General features: G+C 47.6%; 2 protein-coding genes. Both read right to left on the reverse strand.

What is annotated here, in order from left to right:
• The coding region (locus tag I2D94_RS18070; protein ID WP_195397911.1) for an AAA family ATPase at nt 1-1215 on the reverse strand (1215 nt) is incomplete at its 3' end.
• 2 nt (nt 1216-1217) lie between these two features.
• Nucleotides 1218-1454: a hypothetical protein gene (locus I2D94_RS18075; RefSeq protein ID WP_195397912.1), complete on the reverse strand. Its 237-nt coding sequence runs from the start codon at nt 1452-1454 to the stop codon at nt 1218-1220.
• Nucleotides 1455-1570: the final 116 nt, after the last annotated feature.

Consider the following 1570-nt stretch of genomic DNA (forward strand, 5'->3'; position numbering starts at 1 on the left):
GATGTAATCAAGGTCTCGCTGCTTACTGGACTCCCAGGTTGCACGGTAGCTTTCAAGCGCCGCTTGATTGAGCACATAGCCACAATTTGGGCACACTTCTTTTTGTGATTCTGGTTGCGTATATTCCTCGGCATTTCTGGTGTGATATTCCTGCAACCGCTCCTGCCTTCTCGTTTCCAACTCCGCGATCTGCTGTTCAATGCTGGCAATCTTTTGATCATTGCCAAGAATTGCATTCTCAGCGGAAATCCGACGCCGGATTAAATCCTGTGCTTGACACTCAGCATCTTGTCTTACCTTTTCCAGCCGGCGAAGCTCCGCCTCAATCTGCCGGTTGTGCTCCTGTACTGCCTCCATGTCCTTTGTCCGGCTCTCAGCAAGCTTAAGGGTCATATCAGACAGTTGGAGTTTTGCCTCGTTGATCCGCGGATTGTCCCGGCCAGACAGCTGTACCTGTAAGCCTGACACTTGCTTGTCAATTTGATCAAGCGCCTCTTGAGCCTCTTTGAGCAGTGCTGGATCCACGTCCTGTACAGACTCCAGACCTTTAACTTGCTGCTCACTTGCCTCAATATCCTTTTTAACCGCTGTGACTTGTTGCTTGACAAACTTTTGCGCAAGTCCAGGATCATACTGATACCGCGCCATCAGATCACGAATTGTCAGCAGCGCCGGATCGGATGCAAAGACATCTTCATTACTTACATCGCCGATGATCTCAACGATAAAGCTTCGCAGCGTCTTATAGTCACACTCTTGACCGATGTAGTACGGGTCAATCAATGTCCGGGTCAGATCGAACTTTGATGTCTCAAGCTGTCGATCGGTGCCAAGCAGCTTAAGCAGCGCCCTTTTTGCCTCACTCTGTGTTTTGTACTTGGTGCCATCTATCCAATAATCGGTCGTATGCTGCAAGTCACCCGGCTCGCCGGATCCTTGCTGTCTTGGCCGCCAACCCTTATAAACTTTTTTGAGCGTGAAGGCATCACAGACTAGCTCGACGCTGACCTCGGCCTCCTCAATGTAGCCTGGCTTAAACGACTGATAGTTGGATGATCCATCAAGCAGCAAATCAGTCAGCGCCCAATAGATAGCCAGGATGGTATTTGTCTTGCCTTGCCGGTTCGGGCCCGCAAAAACGCTGCGGCTCGTAAGATCATATTCCGCATGTACAATATTGCGGAAATTCTCAATGATGACCTTTTTTATTTCCATCGTTATTCTCCTTCCGCCATCAAGCTGATACCCATTCTCAAGCCTGCTTCAAATGCCTCTATCTCCACGGCAGCAGCTATCTCTGTAGTTGCATCACTCAGCTTAGTTTTAGGTAATTCATCCTTAAAATAGGTATCCAATAACTTTTCATACTTTTCCCAAGCCAGATCATAAGTTTCTTCGCAATCGGGATGATTTAAGCTCCAAGTGTCATATAGTTGACGCATTATTGCATTCATGGCTATCTCCCTTCCGCCAGCTGGATCATCAGCTGGACATTTACATATATTTTCTGTGGCTATGTTTAACATTTTCCTGTGATACCTGGGCATAGATCATCGTTGTGTTGATCTCA

The organism is Holdemania sp. 1001302B_160321_E10, assembly GCF_015552275.1.
Classification (GTDB): Bacteria; Bacillota_I; Bacilli_A; order Erysipelotrichales; family Erysipelotrichaceae; genus Holdemania.